14 protein-coding genes are annotated in these 19222 nt (G+C 69.4%); 6 read left to right on the top strand and 8 right to left on the bottom strand.

The window, feature by feature from the left end:
• The first annotated feature begins 30 nt into the window (after positions 1-30).
• From KZX17_RS05000 to KZX17_RS04980, 5 genes are read left to right on the top strand one after another with little or no spacing between them, the layout of a single operon-like run.
• Positions 31-1242 (top strand): cytochrome P450, encoded by a 1212-nt coding sequence (locus tag KZX17_RS05000; protein WP_248170360.1) that lies wholly within the window; start codon positions 31-33, stop codon positions 1240-1242.
• On the top strand, positions 1239-1436 hold the full coding sequence (locus KZX17_RS04995; protein ID WP_248170362.1) for a ferredoxin: 198 nt from the start codon (positions 1239-1241) through the stop codon (positions 1434-1436). The genes KZX17_RS05000 and KZX17_RS04995 overlap by 4 nt, the downstream gene beginning before the upstream one ends.
• Positions 1433-2632, top strand: coding sequence for an FAD/NAD(P)-binding oxidoreductase (locus tag KZX17_RS04990; protein ID WP_248170364.1), 1200 nt, complete (start codon positions 1433-1435; stop codon positions 2630-2632). Before KZX17_RS04995 ends, KZX17_RS04990 begins: the two co-directional genes overlap by 4 nt.
• A 20-nt stretch (positions 2633-2652) precedes the next feature.
• Positions 2653-3795: a sensor histidine kinase gene (locus KZX17_RS04985; RefSeq protein WP_248170366.1), complete on the top strand. Its 1143-nt coding sequence runs from the start codon at positions 2653-2655 to the stop codon at positions 3793-3795.
• 1 nt (position 3796) lies between these two features.
• A complete protein-coding gene (locus KZX17_RS04980; protein ID WP_248170367.1) occupies positions 3797-4456 on the top strand; it encodes a response regulator transcription factor in 660 nt (219 codons plus the stop codon).
• A gap of 26 nt (positions 4457-4482) precedes the next feature.
• On the opposite strand, the gene KZX17_RS04975 is transcribed toward KZX17_RS04980, so the two are convergent.
• The 5 genes from KZX17_RS04975 to KZX17_RS04955 are packed head-to-tail and all read right to left on the bottom strand — an operon-like array spanning position 4483 to position 11827.
• Positions 4483-5142, bottom strand: a complete 660-nt coding sequence (locus KZX17_RS04975; RefSeq protein ID WP_248170369.1) for a GDSL-type esterase/lipase family protein — start codon at positions 5140-5142, stop codon at positions 4483-4485.
• Positions 5142-6317, bottom strand: coding sequence for a glycoside hydrolase family 1 protein (locus KZX17_RS04970; RefSeq protein ID WP_248170371.1), 1176 nt, complete (start codon positions 6315-6317; stop codon positions 5142-5144). Before KZX17_RS04970 ends, KZX17_RS04975 begins: the two co-directional genes overlap by 1 nt.
• A gap of 28 nt (positions 6318-6345) precedes the next feature.
• Positions 6346-7134: an SDR family oxidoreductase gene (locus KZX17_RS04965; RefSeq protein ID WP_248170373.1), complete on the bottom strand. Its 789-nt coding sequence runs from the start codon at positions 7132-7134 to the stop codon at positions 6346-6348.
• Positions 7135-7148: 14 nt separating this feature from the next.
• Positions 7149-9356 carry a beta-glucosidase gene (locus KZX17_RS04960; RefSeq protein WP_248170376.1) on the bottom strand — a complete coding sequence of 736 codons (2208 nt, stop codon included), beginning with the start codon at positions 9354-9356 and terminating at the stop codon, positions 7149-7151.
• A gap of 14 nt (positions 9357-9370) precedes the next feature.
• Positions 9371-11827 (bottom strand): glycoside hydrolase family 2 TIM barrel-domain containing protein, encoded by a 2457-nt coding sequence (locus KZX17_RS04955; RefSeq protein WP_248170378.1) that lies wholly within the window; start codon positions 11825-11827, stop codon positions 9371-9373.
• A gap of 130 nt (positions 11828-11957) precedes the next feature.
• Here KZX17_RS04955 and KZX17_RS04950 point away from each other — a divergent pair, with 130 nt between their 5' ends.
• Positions 11958-12923 carry a LacI family DNA-binding transcriptional regulator gene (locus KZX17_RS04950; protein ID WP_308194496.1) on the top strand — a complete coding sequence of 322 codons (966 nt, stop codon included), beginning with the start codon at positions 11958-11960 and terminating at the stop codon, positions 12921-12923.
• A 3-nt stretch (positions 12924-12926) separates the two neighbouring features.
• On the opposite strand, the gene KZX17_RS04945 is transcribed toward KZX17_RS04950, so the two are convergent.
• From KZX17_RS04945 to KZX17_RS04935, 3 genes are all read right to left on the bottom strand, one after another.
• The gene (locus KZX17_RS04945; protein WP_248170382.1) at positions 12927-15542 is read right to left on the bottom strand and encodes a beta-glucosidase; all 2616 of its coding nucleotides are present in this window, start codon (positions 15540-15542) and stop codon (positions 12927-12929) included.
• A gap of 109 nt (positions 15543-15651) precedes the next feature.
• On the bottom strand, positions 15652-16980 hold the full coding sequence (locus KZX17_RS04940) for an MFS transporter (RefSeq protein ID WP_248170383.1): 1329 nt from the start codon (positions 16978-16980) through the stop codon (positions 15652-15654).
• A gap of 199 nt (positions 16981-17179) precedes the next feature.
• Positions 17180-19069: a glycoside hydrolase family 3 protein gene (locus KZX17_RS04935; protein WP_248170384.1), complete on the bottom strand. Its 1890-nt coding sequence runs from the start codon at positions 19067-19069 to the stop codon at positions 17180-17182.
• Positions 19070-19222: the final 153 nt, after the last annotated feature.

The raw sequence follows: 19222 nt of genomic DNA, 5'->3' as shown, positions 1-19222 counted from the left end.
CCAATCGCCCCCCGGATTCAAGGAGCACCGATGCCCCCGACTTCATCGCCCACCGAGGCACTCCCGACCCAGCGCTGCCCGTTCGACCCCGACCCCCGCTACCGCACGCTCCGCGAGGAGTCACCCATCACCCGGGTGAGCACGCCTGCCGGCATCGACGTCTGGCTCGTCACGCGCTACGCGGACGCGCAGCGCGTGCTCGGAGACGGCGCATCCTTCAGCAACATCGACTCGAGTTCGAGCCACCTTATGGGCGACAAGGACGCCCTCGGTGCGCCCCCGCCCCCGGGTGTCCTGCTGCGCCACGACGGCGACGCGCACTCGCGTCTGCGTCTGCGTCTTGCGCGCGAGTTCATGATCAAGCGCGTCGCGCACCTCGAGCCGTTCATTCGTCGCGTCGTGGCCGAGCACATCGACCGGCTCGCGGCGACCTCCGGCCCGATCGACTTGTACCGCGCCTTCGGCCTTCCAGTTCCCGCGCTCGTGATCAGCGAACTCCTCGGCGTGCCCGAGGAGGACCGCGAAAAGTTCGAGCGCTTCACCGCCGCGCAGGTCGACCTGCGCTTCTCCCTCGAAGAGCGCCAGGCCGCCGCCTACGAGAGCGTGACCTTCTTCGCCCAGCTGGTCGACGCGAAGCTGAAGAACCCCGGCGACGACCTGATCAGCCGGCTGATCCTCGAGCCCACCGAACGGCCGATGGATGCCGCCGAGCTGCAGGGCATCGCGATGCTGCTGCTGGCGGCGGGCCATGACACGACCGCGAACATGATCACGCTCGGCACGCACGCCCTCCTGCAGCACCCCAAGGAGGCCGCTCGGCTGCTCGACCCGGCCACCGAGGCCACGGCGGTCGACGAGCTCGTGCGCTACCTCTCGATCGTCCACAACGGCGTGCTGCGTAAGGCCGTCGCGGACCTCGAGATCGGCGGCGTCACCGTGCGCGCGGGCGAGCACGTGGCCGTCGTCCTCGAGTCAGCCAACCGCGACGCGGCGTTCCTCGACGACGGCGACGACCTCGATCTCGCCCGCAGCTCGGCACACCTCGGGTTCGGCTACGGTCCGCACCAGTGCCTCGGCCAGCACCTCGCCCGCCTCGAGCTGCGCATCGCCCTGCCCGAGCTGTTCCGCCGCGTGCGGGGCCTGCGCGTTGTCATGCCAGCCGACGAGATCCCCTATAAGAACGATGCCGTCGTCTACGGCATCCGAGAACTGCGGGTCGATTGGGACGAGGTCGTGGCATGAGCACTTTCACCATCGCCATGCCGCGCTGCGTCGGGGCGGGAGTGTGCGCCCTCGCGGCCCCCGCCGTGTTCGACCAGAACGACGACGACGGCACGGTGGTCGTGCTCGACCCGAACCCGCCCGCAGAGCAGGACGAGGCGGTCCGGGAGGCGGCGGCGCGTTGCCCCGCTGCCGTCATCGCCATTACGTCGTGACGGGCGGACGCCACGGCGTCGTGATCGTCGGGGCCGGCGCGAGCGGACTGCACACCGCCGAGGCGCTGCGCTCCGACGGTTACGACCTGCCCGTTGCCATCGTGGGTGATGAACCGCACGACAGCTACGACCGGCCACCGCTGTCCAAGGCGCTCCTGCGGGGCGAACTGGATGCCGCCGCCCTCGCCCTGCGCCCCGCGAACCACCTCGCCGGCCTCGGCGTAGAGCGTCATCACGGCCGGGCGGCGGGTCTCGACGTCGCCGCTCGCTGCGTCCACCTCGATGACGGCCGCGCGCTCGCATTCGATCACGTCGTGATCGCGACCGGCGTCCGGCCGCGGACGCTCGCGATGCCCGGCGGCGACCGTGCCTTGTCGCTGCACACCGTCGAGGACGGCATGCGGTTGCGCACCGCCCTCGCCGGAGCGCGCCGCGTGGTCGTTATCGGCGGCGGGGTGCTCGGCACCGAGATCGCAGGGACGACCGTGGACCTCGGCGCCGAAACCGTCCTCGCCTGTCCCACGGGCGAGCCACTGGCGGCCCTCCTCGGTGCGGAACCGGCACGGCGGGTCATGGCGGCCCATTACGCGCGCGGCCTACGCGTCCGGCGCGGCGACGCTGGCCGCGCCGTCGGGATCGAGCCCGCCGCTGCCGCGGGCTCGAGGGTTGTGTTCGCCGACGGTACGAGCGAGCTGGCCGACGTCGTCATCGCCACCGTCGGCTCCGACCCGGCGGTGGACTGGATCGCCGGCTCTGGACTCGACACGGCTGACGGCGTGAGGGCCGGCGTCGACGCGTCCGCGGCGCCCGGCGTGTACGCCGTCGGCGACGTGCTGCGATGGCCGAGCCGCCGGTTCGCGCGCGAGCTCCGGGTGCCCCACCGCACGCAGGCGACGGACTCCGGGCTGCACGTCGGCGCGCGGATCGCGACCGGCGAGCCTGTCGCGTTCGATCCGGTGCCGTACTTCTGGACCGATCAGCTCGGCCAGCGCGTCCAGTCGCACGGGCACCTCGGCCGGGCCGACGAAGTGCGGATTGTGGCGGAGGATGCCGAGCGCGACTCGTTCGTCGCGGTGTACTGTCAGGATGGCCGCCTCACGGGTGTTACCGCCGTTAAGGCCGCGAAGGCAGCCGCCAGATGGCGCGGTCTCATCGAGGCGGGCACGAGCTGGGCCGACGCCCTCGCGGCGGCGTGACGGTAGGGAATAGCGACGATATGCCGTGGCGGGTTCATCGGGACGACGGGTGGGAGCTCGTCCTCAGTGTGCTCGGCGCCGGGTCCCTCGTCGCCTGGATACTCGGGGCGTCGTGGCTCGGCGTGCCGATCGTCGTCGGCGTCGCCGTGCTGGTCGCGATCGCCCTGCTCCTTCGCCGTCGGATGCCGTGGGTGGCTCTGTCGGCGACCGCCGTCGCTATCGTCATCCCCGGGCTCGTGGGCGCACCCGCCGTCGGCCCGTGGGCGGCAGCGCAGATCGTGCTGTTCTCCCTTGCGCTGCACTGGCCGGTCTCGCGCTCGGTGTGGGTGGCAGTTGGACTCGCGGCGTCGTTGTTGGCGCTTGCCCTCACCTTTTCACCCGAAGGTTCGCCCGGACTGCCCTTGGGGGTCGTCGCTTGGACGTTCGGCATCTGGGGACTGGCTACCTCGATAGGGGCGCAGAGGGCCCTAGTAGCCGCCCTCGCGCGTCGCGCCGACGAGCTCGAGCGTGACCGCGACCGCGAGATCCAGCGACGTCTGAGCGCGCAACGCGTCCAGATCGCCCGGGACCTTCACGACGAGCTGGCCCACAACGTCGCCGTCATCGCCGTCAACGCCGGCGCCGCCGAGGCGGCTCTGCCCGCCGAGGCGGATGACTCCCGCGCGGCCCTGCAGACCGTACGGAGCACGGCGCGCAACGTGCTCGCGGAAGTGCAGGGTATCCTCGGGCTGCTGCGTGACGAGTCCGCCAGCAGCCGGGAGGGCGTGCGCCCCCAGCTAGACGACATCCTGCGCGCCGCGGGCGAATTGGGTCTGCGCACCGAGGTCACCGGAGCCTGGCTGCCTGCCGACGCCCCCGCGACGGTTCACGTCACCGCGATGCGCATCCTCCAGGAGTCGCTGATCAACGCCCACCGGCACGGGGCCAACGGGACGACGGCGATCGTCTTCTCGGCGACCGATCGCGAGTGGACGATGACCGTGACGAACCCCGTGACCCGCCGTCCCGAGCCCGCCGGCCGCACCGGCTTCGGCGTCATCGGGATGACCGAACGGGCGGAGCTCATCGGGGCCAGGTTCCGTTCGCAACGGTCGGGCGAGGAGTGGGTCGTCTCACTCACCGTTCCCACCGGTCAGCACTTCGACGCGAACGAAAGGGCTTGAGATGTCGCGCATCCTCATCGTCGATGACCAACCCTTGATCCGGGCGGGCCTGCGCGGCATCCTCGGGTCGGCACCGGACCTGACCGTCACCGAGGTCGACAACGGCTACGACGCCGTGGCGGCCGCCGCTGCGAACGAGGTCGACCTCATCCTGATGGACATACGGATGCCCGGCATCACCGGGGCCGAGGCGACCCGCCGCATCCGGGAACTCCCCGACGCGCACGTGAGGATCCTCGTCCTCACCACCTTCGAGGGCGACGAGACTGTTCTCGACGCGATCGCAGCGGGCGCCGACGGGTTCCTCGGAAAAGGCGTTGAACCCGACGAGCTCATCGGTCGGATCCGCTCGATCCTGGCCGGCAACACCGAGCTCTCGAGCGCCGCGGCGCGCGCGCTCGTGCGGCACGTCGCCTCGCCCTCGCGGGCGCTGCGCGCCGACCCCGAGCTGACCCGTCTCGTCGAGCTGCTGACCCCTCGTGAGCGCGACGTCGTCGTGGCGGTCGCGGCGGGCCTGCGAAACGACGAGATCGCCGCGCGGGAGTTCATCTCGCAGCACACTGTCAAGACCCACCTGAACCGCGCGATGACCAAGCTCGGGATGAGCGACCGCGCGCAGGTGGTCTCGTTCGCCTTCCGGTCGGGGTTGGTGAGCGAGTAGCACCTGCGCGCGGCAGCCGAGCGCACTCAGGCCGGGCGCAGGGCCGCGATCACGGGCTGCAGAATCGCGACCCAGGCACGGTAGCCCGCGCCCGTGAGATGCAGACCATCGATCGTGTATTCCGGCCTGAGCGCTCCGTCCTCATCCGCGAGCGCTGGCCAGAGATCAACGTAGTTCGCTCCCGCCTGTACCGCGACGCGCTTCAGGAGGTCGTTCAGGCGTAGAACTTTCCGTCGCCACTTCGCTCCGCGCGGCATGACGCTCTCGAGGTAGATCGGGGCGTTCGGTGCCAGTGCGCGCGCCCTCTCGACGATGGCTCGGACGTTCTGCGCAATCTCCTCGACCGGATACCGCAGGGTGAGGTCGTTCGTGCCGATGAGAAGGAAGATGGCGGCGGGGTCGTTCGCGACGACGTCGAGGCGCGTCATGACTTGAGGTGCCGTCTCCCCGCCGATCCCGCGGTTGACCACGCCGGCGCCCGGGTACCATTCCTCCCACAAGCCGCCTTCCGTGATGCTGTCACCGAGGAACACGATGCTGCCGGCATCGGGAGCAAGGTGGTCGAACTGGCTCCGCCGCGCGCGTTGACCATCACCCATCTGTCTCTGGGCGATGAAAAGAGCCAGTCTCTGCGCGAGGCTCCTCTCGCGTGAGCGTGTGACGACGTGTTCGGTGGGTCGCCTCATCACACAGGTCCACCGTTTCGTCGAGCGACCTCGCCGAGCCAGTCCAGGCTGGGCTTCGGGATGCGCTCGAACGTCTCACGGTCGACCGAGGCGAGACCGAACGTGGGCCCCCAGTGGCCCCACTCGAAGTTGTCGAGCAGGCTCCAGTGCAGGTAGCCGCGGACGTCGATGCCCTCTGCCACTGCCCGGGAGAGGTCGGTCAGCGCCTTCCGTGTGTACGCAATCCGGCGCTCGTCGTCGTCAGTGGCGATGCCGTTCTCGGTGACAAGGATCGGGACCTCCGCGCCGACCACGTCGCGGGTGTGCCGGACGGCGATATCGAGCGCGTCGGGGCGGTAGGCCCACCCCATGAGGGTGTTGTCCTCGGCCGGGGCGTGAGGGACGATGCCGTCGGCGTCGACCGTCTGGCTCGTGTACGACTGCACGCCGACGAAATCGTCGTCGCGGGAGACCTCGAGGTACTTGTCCTCGATGAGGTACTGCACCTCGGCGTGCTTGTCGGCGTTGTCCGGCGTCGGGGTAAGCGCCTGGTTGGCCACGGTCCACCCCACCCGGGCGTCGGTGAGGCGGCGCACGATCGGGGCGGCCGCACGGTGCGCGGCGATCAGTGCGTCGCCGATCTCCTGGTCGGGCATGCCGTTGGTCGGATACGGGTTGCCGAGAGCCACCTGCCGCTGGCCGCCATGAGTGATCGCGAGCACGTTCGGCTCGTTGATCGTGACGATCCAGCGGACGTCGCCGAGGATCGAGCACGCCTGCTCGACATACGCCGTGAAGGCCTCCACCGCGCCGTCGCCGAGCCACGCGCCGCGGTCGTCGAACCACAGCGGGTGGGTGAAGTGGTGGAGCGTCACGACGGGCTCGAGTCCGAGTTCGCGCGCGGTCTCGATCATGCGGCGGTAATGGGCGAGCTCGGCACGCGAGAACCGGCCGGGAAGCGGCTCGATGCGCGACCACTCGAGGCTGAAGCGGTAAGCGGTGAAGCCGCGGTCGGCGAGCAGCTGCATGTCCTCGCGATACCGGTGGTAGCTGTCGAGTGCGTCGCCGCTCGACTGCACGCCGTAGTCGGCTGCGACCTGCTCGAGGCGCCACCAGTCGTTGTTGAGGTTGTTTCCCTCCACCTGGTGGGCAGCTGTCGCCGCTCCCCACAGGAAGCCGTCGGGGAATGAGGTCATGAGGTGAGTCCCTTCGGTGCTGACCCGGTCACAGGACCGAGGCCATCTGGCGTGCGATCAGCTTGGTCGTCCAGCGCGGTGCGACCCGGACGAGCGTGTCGAGCAGCTTCGCGTCGCTGCCGACGAGGATGCGGAAGCGTCCCTTCTCGATGCCCGACACGATCGCCACGCCGGCGTCGTGCGGCGTGGTCGCCCGCACCTTCTGGCCCTTCGCGTCGATCATCGCGACACCGGAGTTCTTGCTGATCTCCGTCGCGATGTTGCCGGGGTAGATCGCGCTGATCTCGACGCGGCCGCCGTGCAGTTCCTGGAACAGCCCCTCGGTGTACTGCTTGACCGCGCCCTTGCTCGCCCCGTACATGGTCTGTCCGGCGAAGGCGATGAGCGCCGACAGGCTCGACATGTTCGTCAGCGAGGCCTGCGGCCGCTGCGCGAGCACCGGGAGGAACGCCTCGCACATGTTGACCGTGCCCCAGAAGTTCACGTTCATTACGCGCTGCTGCTCGTCGCGCGAGAGCTCCGTCGACGGCACGAACCGGTGGATGATGCCGGCGATGTTGACGAGCCCGTCGACGCGCCCCTGCGCCTTCACGATCTGGCCGGGCAGGCCGGCGACAGTCTCGACATCGGTGACGTCCGCCACGTGGGTGCTCACCCGGGAGGGTTCGATCGTGAGTTCGGCGGTTCTCGCCAACGCGTTCGGGTCGCGGTCGATCGCCGCCACGCGGGCACCCCGCCGCACGAGTTCGAGCGTCACCTCCCGCCCCATTCCGTTGCCGGCGCCGGTGACGGCAAAGACGTTTCCTTCGAGCTTCATACGTCTGCTCCCTCTCATGACGTGGTGGTGCGGTCAGCCAGCGACTGCAGGGCCTCCAGCGGCACCGGTAGTCCCGAGATGCGGACGAACTGACGCATCGTCATCGAGCGGACCTGCGCCATCTGCTCGGCGGGGATCTCGACTGCGGCGAAGCCGAGCGTCTGGTTGGTGGCGTCGCCGATCTCGGGGTGATCGAGCCATGCGGCGATCGCGTCGTCGAGGGTCACGGCGCCGGCGAGGCGATCACCGGCGAGCTCGACGACCGACTCGGCGAGCACCGTCGCCGCGTCGGCGCCGAGCTGGATCGCGTACGCACCGGGCGCGACCGTCCAGTCGGAGCGGTCGATGTCCCAGAACGCGAAAGCGCGACGGTCGAGCCCGATCCGCACCTCCGTCCGCTCGCCCGGCGCGAGGTGGACCTTGGTGAAGGCGCGCAGCTCGCGCGTCGGGCGGCGCACATCCCCCGCGGACGTCGAGACGTACAGCTGGACGACATGGCCACCGGCGCGCTCACCGGTGTTCTGCACCTCGACGGTGACGGTGACGGCGTCGTCGCCGACGACCTCGACGTCGCGCAGCTCGGACGCGAAATTCGTGTACGACAGGCCGTGACCGAACGGATACCGTACCGGCGCCTCAGCCGAGGAGAAGTAGCGGTACCCCACCAGGACGCCTTCGCCGTAGCGGACGTGACCGCGCTCGCCCGGGAAGTTCAGCCAGGACGGGTGGTCGGCCAGGTGCAGCGGGATCGTCTCGGCGAGCTTCCCCGACGGCGTCGCCTCGCCCATCAGAAGGCGCGCGATCGCGCGTCCGCCACCCTGTCCGAGCACGAACCCGTCGAGGATCGCATCGACGTCGTCGTGCCAGCCCTCGAGGCTCACGACGCCGCCGTGGGACAGCACGACCACCGTGCGGCGGGCCGTTGCCGCGACGCGCCGGATCAGTTCGACCTGTTCGCGCGGGAGGTCGAGGGTCTCGCGGTCGAAGCCCTCGGACTCCTGTTCCTCGCCGAGGCCGGCGAAGACGACGGCGACATCCGCCGCTGCGGCGAGGGCGACGGCCTCGTCGACGAGGTCGTCGGAAGCCTCACCGTCGAGCCGGTAGCCCGGCGCATACGACACACGTGCGCCGCCCGCCTCGACCAGCGCGCGCAGTTCAGCCAGCGGCTCGTCGACGCGCGTCGCATTCACATGAGCGCTGCCGCCGCCCTGGTAGCGGGGCTCGGCGGCAAGCAGGCCGATGACGGCGACGTCGGTGCCGCGCGAGAGCGGGAGGACGCCGCCTTCGTTGCGCAGCAGCACCGCGCAGGCCTCCGCGAGCTCTCGCGCGAGCTCGTGGTGGGCGGTCTCGTCCACGCTGCCGGCCTCGGGCCGCGGGCGCTTTGCCAGCGCGAGGAGCCGCGCGACAGCGGCATCCACGGCTTCGATGGTCAGGCGCCCGTCGTCGAGTGCCGCACGCAACTCCGCGACCCGGCCCTCTTCAGCCGGCATCTCGAGGTCGAGACCCGCCTCGACGGCGGCCACGGGGTCGGTCACCGAGCTCCAGTCCGACATCACGATGCCGTCGAAGCCCCACTCCTCGCGGAGCACCTGGGTGAGCAGCCACGGGTTCGCCCAGGCGTGGACGCCGTTGATCTTGTTGTACGAGGCCATGACCGTGCGGGGGCGGGCCTCGCGGACTGTCCGCTCGAAGGCGGGGAGGTAGATCTCGCGCAGGGTGCGCTCATCGACGTCCGAGCTGATCGTCTGCCGGTTGGTCTCCTGATTGTTCGCGGCGAAGTGCTTCACCGAGACCGAGGGACCTTCGTCCTGGAGCGCCGCGGTGAACGCGGCACCGAGCACACCCGAGACGAGCGGGTCCTCGGAGTAGTACTCGAAGTTCCGACCGCACAGCGGGCTGCGCTTGATATTCACGCCGGGCCCGAGGACGACATCGACGCCCTGCGCGACCGCCTCGCGGCCGACCGCGCTGCCGAGGCGGGCGGCGATCGCCGGGTCCCAGCTCGAGCCGATCGCCACTCCGGGGGGGAAGCACGTCGCGGGGTCGCTCGCGAAGATCGCGAGGTTGTCGTGCTGACCGGACTGGTGCCGGAGTCCGTACGGGCCGTCCGCGAGGAACAGCGAGCGGATACCGGCGTCGGGGACCGCGTGGGTCTCCCAGAACGTGTCGCCCGAGAGCAGGGCCAGCTTGTCGTCGAGCGGAATCTCGGCGGGGTCGATCATGATGTCTCCTCGATTCATGCGGCGCCTTCTCCCGCGCTCGCCATTTCCAGAACGGGCTCGTCGCCGGGGACGGCGAGGATGTCGACGACGGCTCCACCGTGTCGCTCGGCGCGAGCGGTCACCCGTACGATTCCGGGCGCACCCGTCGAGCGGAGGATCGCGAGGGCGCGTCCTCGGTAGGTGGTCGTGACAGCCGAGAGGAACGAGGCCTCGGGGGCCGGGTGCGCGGTGCCGTAGCCGACCAGTTCGGCCGGTCCGGAGACCTCGATCGACACGCGATCGTCGGCGAGCATCTCGACGACGCCCTCGGCGTCGGCGAGCTCGACGTGCACGAACGCAAGGTCGTCGCCGTCGGCCCGCATCACGTCCGACTCCGGATTCAGCGCGACAGCGACGTCATCGGCGGCGGAGCGCAGCTCGCTGCGGCCGACCTCGACTCCGCCGCGGTAGGCGATCGCGCGCAGCACGCCCGGCTCCCACGGCGTCGTGAACGTCGCGCGGAATCCGCGGCGCTCGCCCACGGGTCGCCTGCCGATCGACCGGCCGCCCAGCACCAGCTCGACCTCGTCGGCGTCGCTGTAGACGGTCACCTCTGCGCGCTTTCCTTCGCTCCCCCGCCACGCCCAGCTCTCGACGGCGTCGGTGATCCGCCACGCCGAGCGCACATACGGCTGACCGCTGCGGTCCAGCGGGCGGACCGTGATCGCCGGCTGTTCGAGTGCGCCCCACGCCGCCTGCGCCAGACGCAGCGAGGCGTCCGGACGACCCGTCAGGTCGAACATGCCGGGGCCCGCGATGACGTACGGGTAGGGCTTGGCGAGTCCGGCGCGCCGGCCTGGCACCCAGACGGCGACGCCTGCCTCGCCGAGGTACTCCCAGCCGGCCCAGACGAAGTCGCCGATGACGGAGGGGATGTCCTGCACGAGGCGCCACGCCTTCGCGACATCCCCGGGAAGCGTCTCGGACCCGAGGATGACGCGGTGGGGATACCGCTTCGCGTCCTGGGCGTATCGGGCGACGCCGTAGTTGTAGCCGGCGACGTCGACCGTGGCGAACGCGTCGCGGGATGCCCGGTCGGCGCGGGGAAGCCGCGAGACGATGCTCATCATGCGGCCGATGTGGTTGATCATCACGTTGGCCTCGGTGCTGCCGGCCATGGCCGGCTCCTCGGCGTCGGACGCACCGCCCACGGCGTACGGCGAGGCGTTCATCGCGACCATCGCGTTGAGGAAGAGGTTGATCGCGAGGGTGACCGGGCGGGTCGCGTCGACGGCGTGGAAGTACTCCGTGATCTCCCGCGAGAGCTCGACTCCGGCCGCCGTCGCGGTCTCGGGGATCTCGTTGCCCGAGGCGTACATGATCACGCAGGCGTAATTGCGGTCCTTCGCCACCAGAGCGTCGACGTCCTCACGCCAGGTGTCGCGGAACCGCGCCGAGTGGTCGAACCGGGTCTTGCGGACGAACCAGTAATCGGCGAGCTCGTCGAGCACGTACATCCCGAGTTCGTCGCACGCGTCGAGCAGGTCGCGCGAGAGCGGGTTGTGGGCGCTACGGATGGCGTTGAAGCCCGCCTCCTTCAGCAGGCGGATGCGGCGGTACTCGGCCGCCCGGTGGGTCGCGGCGCCCAGCAGCCCGTTGTCGTGATGGATGCACGCGCCGGCCAGCAGCACCTGTCGGCCGTTGACCCGCAGGCCGCGGCTCGCGTCGACCGACACCGTCCGCAGCCCCACCTTGCTCTCCCACCGGTCGAGCACCTCATCGCCGGTGACGGCGGTGACCGTCACGGTGTAGCGCGTGGGGTCTTCTGCGCTCCAAGGGCGGGGCTGCGGGACCTCGAGCTCGACCGATCCGACCGTTGCCTCGCCCAACGCCCGCCCAACGACGGTCTCGCCCAGCGACATTTCGATTTCCAGTCGCGCACCCGCGGGCACGCGACCGCTCAGTTGGGCATCGACCCGCACGGTCGCGCGAGCCGCCTCCAGGCGGACGGTCCGGACCTGGACGGCGTCACGCCCGAAGTGGACGACGGGCCGGACCACGGCGCGCACGCGCCGGTAGAGGCCCGACCCGGGATACCAGCGCTCGGCCGGCTGGTCGCGGTGACGGACGAGAACCCGGATGTCGTTGACCTCGCCCCACCGGACGACGGTCGTGATCGGCAGCTCCGCCTCGACGTAACCGCTTCGCACCGTCCCGACGGGGGTGCCATTGACGCTGACATCGGCGTCGCCCTGGACGCCCTCGAACACGAGCACGACCTCACCGTCGCCGCGAGGCGCCGTCCAGGTGGTCGTGTATTCGTAGTCGCCGCCGAGGAACCAGCCGGCCTCGGCGCCGCCCGGGGCGGACGCCGAACGGCCCGCCCGCAGCATCGCGTCGTCGGGGAGACGCACGGTCACGACGGACTCGTCATCCGATCGCGCCTGCCAGCGCTCGATCGCCTCGTCGGTCGTCGTGGACACGGGGGGCATCACGGTCATCGTCGTCCTCGTCGCTTCTGGCGACGGGCCCTGTCGACCGCCGCGCGACCATCGAATCACAGCAATTGACGCGTGTCAAAGATCCGGCCGTTCTCTATGCTGAAAGGTCAGAAGGGATCCGATGATGACAAGCAGCGCCGATGTCGCAGCCCGGGCAGGGGTGTCCCGGTCGACGGTGAGCCAGATCCTCAACGGTCATGGACATCGCTTCAAACCCGACATGGTCGACCGCGTCCAGGCCGTCGCGCAAGAGCTCGGCTACCGCCCGTCTCTCGCCGGCCGCGCGCTCGTTCGCGGCAAGAGCGACATCGTCATCACGTTGCTGCCGAACATCTCATTCGGACCGCGCCTGCGCGAACTCATCGACCGGGTGACCGACGAATTGGCCGAGACCGGCACGACGAACCTCATCCGCTTCTCAGCCGGCGGGGAGCTCATCGACGATGCCGTGCTGGCGCTGCGCCCCGTGGGCCTGTGGAGCGTGGCACCGCTGTCGCCCGCACAGCACGAGCAGCTCGACCGGCTGGGCGCCCGCGTCGTCGACCAGCCGCGCGAGCTCCAGATCGCGATTGACGAAAGCATCGGCGCGCTGCAGGCTCGCCACCTCATCGAAAGGGGCTACCCGGCAATCGTGGTGGCCATGCCCGAGGATCAACGCGAGCAGCCGTTCGCCCTCGCAAGACAGCAGGGCGCCCTCGCCGAGGCCGCGGCGGCCGGCATCCCGACCCTCCCGACCGTCCGGCTCGGACTCGCGCGCGACAGCAGCGGCGAGCTCGCCCGTCTGCTCCCGCCGCGCGACGTCGGAGTTGTGGCCTACAACGATGACGCGGCCCTGGCCGTCGCCGCCGCCGCGCGCCACGCCGGCCGCGCAGTTCCGGACGAGATCGGTGTCATCGGCGTCGACAACACCGTCGTGGCGGGCGTCAGCGAGCCCTCCATCACCACGGTCGACATCGACGTCCGCTTCAGCGCCCACGAGATCGTGCGCGCTCTGAACGGCGACGGACCGCTGCCGACGAATGCGCTCGAGACCGTCAGGTCGTCGGTCTCGGTGATCCCGGGCGGCAGCACCGCCCGGGATCGCTGAGCGTCAGGGCGTATTCACCCGCTCGAGGAGCAACGCGGGCAGCTCCGCCGGCAGTGCGCCCTGGCTGTACATGACCAGCTGCTCGAGCGTCAGGCCGGCCGCCTGCGCGAGCACTTCCTCGTCGGCTCCGCCGAGCGCCTCCGACAGCAGCTTCCGTCCGCGCGGGTGCACGAGCCACTCCGCGATCATGCTCTCGGACGTCAGCGGCGCCACTGCGGGAGCCGCTTCGAGCGCGTCGTCCTCAGCGGATGCGGGTAGCTCGCCGCCCGGGGTCACGGTGCTCCGCAAGGCCCGCGCACGACCGGGCCGGTGCACAGCGCCGGTCAGGTCGAGCTGCTCGCGCAGCGGCGTCTTGGCCGATGAACCGCCGACGAACAGCTGCACGGCGCCCGGCTCGACGACCCAGCCCTCGCGGACGTCCCAGAGGGCGAACATCTCCGCCGGCACCTCCACGAGAACCTGGCGCTCCTCGCCCGCCGCGAGCGTCAGCCGCTGGAAGCCGAGCAGCACGCGGCTGCGGCGCGCCGTGCGGCCCACCAGGTCACGACCGTAGATTTGCACGACCTCGTCGCCTGCGACGCCACCGGTGTTCGCGACGGTGAACGTCAGGCGGATGACGCCGTCAGTGCTCACCCGCGGGGACTGCAGCTGCAGGTCGCGGTACTCGAACGTCGTGTAGCTGAGGCCGTGACCGAAGGGGAAGACCGCACCGGCCGAGCCGTCGACATAGCTGTCGACGGGATTGAGGGTGCGCCAGTACGGCACGGGCGCCGCACCCACGTCGCGGAGCATTGCGATGGGGAGGCGACCGGCGGGATTGACGTCTCCGAAGAGGACGGCGGCCGCAGCCGCGCCCGCCTCTTCTCCGCCGAGCCAACTCGAGACGATCGCGACGGGCAGCTCGGTGAGCCAACCCAGCACGTACGGACGAGCGTGGCTGAGCACCACGACGGTCGGGGTGCCGGTGGCGACGACCGCCTCGACGAGCTCGCGCTGGACGCCGGGAAGTTCGCACGTCGCGCTATCGAGCCCTTCGCCCACGGTTCCGAATCCGTTGATGCCAGCCTGGTCGCCGACGACGACGACGGCGACGTCGGCGTGGCGCGCGGCCTCGACGGCGGCGGGGATGCCGGAGCGATCGCTCTTCTCGACGGGGCATCCCGGCTCGTAGAGCACCGTCGCACCGGCAGCGCGATCACGGATGCCGTCGGCGAAGGTCACGAGGGGGACGGTGTCGACCAGCAGCGTTGCGTCGTCGGCGCCGGTCTTGCCGCGCAGCTCCTCGACGTCCTCGAGCCGCGCCTGAGGGTTCGCGGCGAGCGCGAAGCGTTTGGTCATGCTGTCGAGCACCTGGTAGGCGTAGTGTCCGAGTTGGCCCAGCGGGCGGTGGGCGTTCGGACCGACGACGGCGATCGTGCCGAGATCGTCGGCCAGGGGCAGCAGCGGCGCGCCGTTGACCGGATCGTTCTTGAGCAGCACGATCGACTGCTCCGCGACGCGACGGGCCAGGTTCCGAGCATCCGGTGTGTCGAGGAGCTCGGGCACCGAGGCGATATCAACGTAGGGACGCTCGAACAGTCCGAGGCGGAACTTCGCGCGGAGCACCGCGGCCACCGCGCGATCGAGCTCCTCTTCGCTCAACAGGCCCTGACGGACGGCGTCGATCACGCGGTCAGTCGACACCCGGTTGTCGAGGTCGAGGTCGACGCCGGCCTTGAGGGCGTCGGCGTAGGCCGCGACCAGCGAGGGGCTGACGGCGTGCTTGGTCGAGAGCTGCGCGATCGCGTCGAGGTCGGAGATGACCAGGCCCGTGAAGCCGTACTGGTCGCGCAGGAGGTCGTCGAGCAGCTCGCGCGAGCCGGTGACCGGGACGCCGTCGAGGTCATTGTACGAAGGCATGATGCCCTCGGCGCCGCCGTCGCGGATCGCCATCTCGAACGGCAGCCCGTAGAACTCGCGTAGCAGGCGCTCACCGACCTGAGCGGGCTCGGTGTTGCGCCCGCCGTCGCTGGCGCCGTAGGCGACGAAGTGCTTGAGCGCGGCGATGACGGGCATGTCGGCGACGGCGTTCTGCAGGCCGCGGACAAAGGCGGCGGAGGTTGCGCCGACCAGATACGGGTCTTCGCCGTAAGTCTCACCGACCCGGCCCCACCGGGGGTCTCGCGCGACGTCCGCCAGCGGCGACAGCGCCATGCGCGCGCCGAGCGCGGTCATCTGCGCACCGATCTCGGCGGCCATCTCGGTGATGAGCTCCGGGTTCCAGGTCGCGGCCTGCGCGATCGCATCTGGGAAGGTCGTGGCGCCCTGCACCTTGAATCCGAGCAGCGCTTCCTCGGCCAGCAGTACCGGGATGCCCAGGCGGGTGTCTTCGATGTGCTTGCGCTGCAGCTCGTTGACCTTCTCCGCGGCCTCGCGCGGCGGGAGGTTCAGCGCGGCGATCGCCGCGACCGCGGCACCCCACCCCGCTGCGGGCGGATCGTGGGCGTCCACGGCGGTGCCGAACGGCGAGGCCGTCTGGGCCGCCTTCTCTTCGAGGGTCATCCGTCCGAGGAGGTCCCGAACACGGACGCCGACGGGCTGCGTCGCATCGAGGTAGGGGCGGTTGTCGTCGTTCATCATCGTTTCCATTCGGAGGTGGAGTGCTCGCGAAGCGGTTCCGTGAGCGTCGAGGTCGAAGCGGTGGCCGCCGGGCGCGCCCCCGGCGGTCACCGCTGAGGCCTATGGGATGTCACCGCACGCCGCGCACCCGCGACGCCGTGACAGCCGCGCCGAGGGCGATGATGCCGCCGACGACGAAGAGCACGGTGTAGTTTGCGCCCCCGCCGATCGCGAGGAGCACCGGGGCGATCACGGGGCCGATGGCGGTCGCGAGGGTGCCCGAGACCTGGTAGATCGACATCCACTTGCCTGCCGCGGCCTTGTCGGGAAGCACGTCGGACGCGAGCGCCAGGTCGACGGAGTTGAACGCACCTGAACCGGCGGCCAGCAACACGCCGCCGACGATGTACACCGCGAGGCTCGGAGCGAAGGCGCCTACGACCATGCCGGCGGCGATCATGCCCGACGCGACGTAGATGAAGGGCTTGCGCCGACGCAGCTTGTCGGAGAGGAACCCGCCGAGGACAGTGAAGCCGACCGTGGCCAGAAGCGACAGTCCGCCGACTGCGGCAAGCTGGCGACCGGCCTCCTCAGCCGTGAAGCCCAGGCGATCGAGGACGAAGTAGAGCTGGTACGTCGTGAAGAACGCCGTACCGATGCCGATGGCGAGCTTGCCGACCCACACCCACGCGAAGTCGGGGTGCTTGCGCGGGTCGAACAGCAGCGAGCGCAGCGATGATCCGATGGAAAGGTTTTGGAACCGCTCGGGCGCCGGGGCGTCGGGCACGACGAAGATCCACAGCGCGACACCCACTGCCAGCACAGCTACGGGCAGGAGGAACAGCAGCAGCAGGTTGCCCGTGAGGAAGCTGCCCACGAGACTCGCAGACACACCTGCGACTGAGGCCATCACGCCGCTGAGCGCACCCAGCTTGCCGCGCTGGTACGGGGGCACGCGCTCGGCGAGGGCGGGGTTGAGGGCGGCGCCCACGAGAGCACCGGCGACCTGGGCGATGAGGTAACCGACGAGAACAAGCGGCACGTTGGGTGCGAGCGCGATGGTGACCGCGCTTAGCGCATAGGCGCCCAGCCCGAGCAGGAGAAATGGCCGACGGCGACCCCACCGGATTTTGCTGCGGTCGCTCAGGACGCCCACGATCGGGCCTGCGGGCAGGAGCACGATCGCACTAACGCCGACGACGATGCCCAAGACGGTTTCCTTGCTCGCCGGATCAACGAGCTGGATTTTGTAGGGGAGGCTGAACAGCGCTGGCATGAACAGCGCAAGGAAGTAGCCGAAGTAGACGAGCCCGTAGGTGAAGATGAACCCGCCACCCACTTTCGGCAGACGGAGTTCCGTCGTCGTCGGGTCCTCCTCATCCACGCCTCGGGTCAGCCTCGAGACCTCCTCAATCGGGGCGTTGGTCAGCGGGATGTTTGCCGCGTCTTTGCGTCGCATTGCGTGCCTCTTTCACGAGCCCGTCGTCGGGCGCTGGTTCCGATCGCGGTGCGGGAAGTTCCGGATCGGGTTGTGCGTTTCCTAGGGAAGCACCGATTTTGACGCGTGTCAATTATTTCAGCGACCCGGACATGTCGCGGCCTCCTGCGAAAGAAAACCCGATACGAACGGGATGGCGGCGCGCATGCGTGGGTGGTGTTCACAGCGACGTGGGAGGAGCGACGGCCCGCCCGCTGGCGTTATCCCCAGCATCGAGCCTGAGGCCGTGCCCGAGCGGATACAGAACGGCGTTGCCTCGTAAACCCGCATCCGACTCGACGGCCCGGACCGCGTCCATCGAGCGTGGTAGCGCGATCGGAAGAATCCCTACCGGAGCCACCTCGCCGAACCACGCCCTCAAGAGCGCCTCGTCAGAGACACCAAACGTCACGGTGAGCCCTGATGCCGCACGGCCAATGGGCGTGAGTACCGCCGCTCGGTCCAGCTGTACGTCGACGATCAGGGGAACCTCAGCTGCGATCGACGTCAGTGCATAGACGAGACCGGGTCGGAACTCGAGACTTCCCTGATGGAAATATGCCTCGAGGAAGAGGTCGTCGCGTGGCTCGTAGGGAGCGGCGATGCGGACGAGAGCGACATCCGCCTCGGCAGGAGTTGCCACGACCTCGCCATAGCGAGCCGCGACCTCGTGATCGATCCCCTGCACGAAGATGCGCTGGTCACGACGGACCGGCAACACTGGACTCACGTTTCCGTTTTCGAGAATCACGACGGAGCGTGCTTGCGCGTTCTCCCCTTCGGCCCTGTGCTCCGCGTCTCCGACGATCGCGGCGGCGGAGAGTTCGTCGACGAATGGATCGTCGAACAACCCGAGCTGAAACTTCACGAGAAGGATACGGCGGGCTGACTCATCGACTCGCGACTTCGCGACCAAACCCTGCTCGATGAGTTCTGCGAGTAGTTCGACGCATTCCTCTCCGCCGAACTGATCAGCGCCTGCGTCCAAGATCTTGCGCATCCGCCCGCTGGCGTCGAGGTGCTCGACTCCCCAAGCTCGCGCGGGCAGCACCTGGTTGTCGACGTGGTTGTCGTTGACCAACTCCCAGTCGGTCACGACCACGCCTTGGTAGCCGAGTCGCTCCCGAAGGAGACCCTGAACGATTTGGCGGTTGTACCCGAAGCCCACCTCTTCGATCTCCTCCCCGTCCAGGGTGAGCCCTATCGGCATGCCGTAATAGGGCATTATTCCTGCGGTTCCGTTCGCGATGGCTGTCACGAACGGCGCAAGGTGATCATCGAACGCTGCACCCGGGTAGACCTGCTCCCTGCCGTAGGGGAAGTGAGCGTCCTCTCCGTCCTTCTGCGGACCTCCGCCGGGAAAGTGCTTCGTGACGCAGCTGACGCTGTCCGCGTCCAACGCCGCGCCCTGGAAACCTCGCAGGTAAGCGGCGGTGTGCACGGAAACCCTGCTGGGATCCGAACCGAACGTCTGCAACTGACGGCACCACCGCGGCTCAGTGGCGAGGTCGATCTGGGGGTGGAGCGCTGACCGTATGCCGACCGCCCGGTACTCTTCCCGAGCGATCTCGGCGAACCGCCGGGTCGTGTCAGGATCGTCCAACGCGGCCAAACCCAGCGCGTCCGGCCACTTGGAGAACGGACCCTCGGCGAAGGATGCGCCGGCGTTCTCGACGAACGCGTGGCGTGGGTCGGTGGAAATGGTGACAGGGATGCCGTGCGGATTGGAAGCAGCGAGGCGTTGAAGCGCGTTGTTCCATCGCGCGGCGTCGTGTGCGCTGCTTAGGCCGTGCACATTGAAGTGGGTGAGGTGTTTGTCGACCACGACCTCAGTCGTCGCCGACTTGCTGATCTTTCCCGGAGCTTCGAGCAGCGCTCCGTTCGGTCCCGCCTCAATGACGGTCTGGAACATCAGCCCTATTTTCTCAGGCAAAGACAACCGGCCGAGGAGGTCGTCTGTGCGTTCCTCCGGCGTGCGCCTGGGATCTTCGTAGACGTCCATCTCCCCATTGCCGTTGAGGTCACGGTAGACGGTTCCGTCGGGTGTGAGGCGGGCGTCGGGCGCGGTCATTGTGCTCCGTACGTGGTGTTCTTTGCACTGGTGAGGTGCACAGCCAGCGAGCCCGACGTGCAAATCGCTACCACAGAGATCGGTCGGAGTCAGCTCGAGTATGAGGCATAAGTTGGTCGAATGACAAGTTTTTGCGCTCCCTCGTGAAGAGGG

This window comes from Microbacterium sp. EYE_78 (assembly GCF_023149035.1).
Taxonomy (GTDB): domain Bacteria; phylum Actinomycetota; class Actinomycetes; order Actinomycetales; family Microbacteriaceae; genus Microbacterium.
Note: the sequence above shows the minus strand (reverse complement) of the source record. Positions and strands in the feature narration are given on the sequence as shown.

Excerpts from the sequence above, each read along its gene's own strand:
- KZX17_RS05000 (WP_248170360.1), top strand. The coding sequence starts at position 31 with ATGCCCCCGACTTCATCGCCCACCGAGGCACTCCCGACCCAGCGCTGC.
- KZX17_RS04995 (WP_248170362.1), top strand. The coding sequence starts at position 1,239 with ATGAGCACTTTCACCATCGCCATGCCGCGCTGCGTCGGGGCGGGAGTG.
- KZX17_RS04985 (WP_248170366.1), top strand. The coding sequence starts at position 2,653 with ATGCCGTGGCGGGTTCATCGGGACGACGGGTGGGAGCTCGTCCTCAGT.
- KZX17_RS04980 (WP_248170367.1), top strand. The coding sequence starts at position 3,797 with ATGTCGCGCATCCTCATCGTCGATGACCAACCCTTGATCCGGGCGGGC.
- KZX17_RS04975 (WP_248170369.1), bottom strand. The coding sequence starts at position 5,142 with ATGAGGCGACCCACCGAACACGTCGTCACACGCTCACGCGAGAGGAGC.
- KZX17_RS04970 (WP_248170371.1), bottom strand. The coding sequence starts at position 6,317 with ATGACCTCATTCCCCGACGGCTTCCTGTGGGGAGCGGCGACAGCTGCC.
- KZX17_RS04965 (WP_248170373.1), bottom strand. The coding sequence starts at position 7,134 with ATGAAGCTCGAAGGAAACGTCTTTGCCGTCACCGGCGCCGGCAACGGA.
- KZX17_RS04960 (WP_248170376.1), bottom strand. The coding sequence starts at position 9,356 with ATGATCGACCCCGCCGAGATTCCGCTCGACGACAAGCTGGCCCTGCTC.
- KZX17_RS04955 (WP_248170378.1), bottom strand. The coding sequence starts at position 11,827 with ATGCCCCCCGTGTCCACGACGACCGACGAGGCGATCGAGCGCTGGCAG.
- KZX17_RS04950 (WP_308194496.1), top strand. The coding sequence starts at position 11,958 with ATGATGACAAGCAGCGCCGATGTCGCAGCCCGGGCAGGGGTGTCCCGG.
- KZX17_RS04945 (WP_248170382.1), bottom strand. The coding sequence starts at position 15,542 with ATGATGAACGACGACAACCGCCCCTACCTCGATGCGACGCAGCCCGTC.
- KZX17_RS04940 (WP_248170383.1), bottom strand. The coding sequence starts at position 16,980 with ATGCGACGCAAAGACGCGGCAAACATCCCGCTGACCAACGCCCCGATT.
- KZX17_RS04935 (WP_248170384.1), bottom strand. The coding sequence starts at position 19,069 with ATGACCGCGCCCGACGCCCGCCTCACACCCGACGGAACCGTCTACCGT.